General features: G+C 36.1%; 1 protein-coding gene. It reads left to right on the forward strand.

Annotated elements, in window-relative coordinates; translation table 11 throughout:
* Positions 1–471: 471 nt before the first annotated feature.
* On the forward strand, positions 472–1,163 hold a 692-nt coding region (locus tag VXQ92_RS19735), incomplete at its 3' end, for an inorganic phosphate transporter (RefSeq protein WP_416682934.1).

Below are 1,163 nucleotides of genomic sequence, written 5' to 3' on the forward strand. Positions count from 1 at the left end.
GTAGACATAGAAAACCCCGATCTTTATATGAATTTAAAAATGCGGCGCTATTGTAACAGAATAGCAGCACAAATGATGATCTACAAAGGTCAGGTGTAGCTGACTAAAAAGTTAAAAAAAGAGATCGCTTTATGTCAAAAACAAAAGAATTTTCATGAAATATTCATCAAATGATCATGATATTGAAATATTTCATGCTCAATATGCCGAAATATTACAGTTGCTTTGTATGAAAAATAGACATATCGGTAATTTTATTTATTTTTTTGCTGTAAAAATAAGCACAAAAGGAGCTCATAATTAATGGTTTAAATTATTGTATTTTAAGAAAAAAATAAAAACAGTCGGGGAAAGGTGCATCAAATGAGGTCAAAATATAAAAAATTGACTTCATCAGGCGTCTCTTTGTCATATAATTGTCATAATTTAATTTAAGAATACAGAGGATTTTATTATCCTCTTACCGTCTGCATGAATTCTAATCTACCCCCTGTTTCGGATTCAAAACTTGCGGCAAACCTGCAAGCAAAATCGACGAATGTACATGTCCCGACACCTAAGTTTTTTATGCCGGTGTTTCTGACGATTATTATTGCAACACTTATTTATATTGGGTTTCAGGTCAGTGCTGATTTAGCGCATGTTCCACCTTTAAGCCTTTATTCAGTTATTCTTTTATCTACTGCACTCTTGATTGCACTAGGCTTTGAATTTGTAAACGGTTTCCATGACACTGCTAATGCAGTTGCAACGGTTATTTATACAAATGCTTTGCCTGCACCGGTTGCAGTCATGTGGGCAGGTTTTTGTAATTTCCTTGGGGTAATGGTCGCAAGTGGTGCTGTTGCGTATGGCATTATTGCATTGCTTCCCGTTGAACTTATTATGAACATGGGCAGTGGTGCTGGCTTTGCAATGGTTTTTGCATTGTTGATCGCTGCAATTCTTTGGAATCTTGGTACTTGGTTCTTGGGAATTCCTGCTTCTAGCTCTCATACCTTGATTGGTTCAATCTTAGGTGTGGGTATTATGAATCATCTGTTGAGTGCATCGACTGGCGTAACGACCAGTGGTGTTGATATGGATCAGGTGATTAAAGTAGGTAAGGCATTATTATTTTCTCCTTTAATTGGTTTTGCTTTTGCGGCAATTGTCTTCTTGTT

This window comes from Acinetobacter sp. 228 (assembly GCF_048147885.1).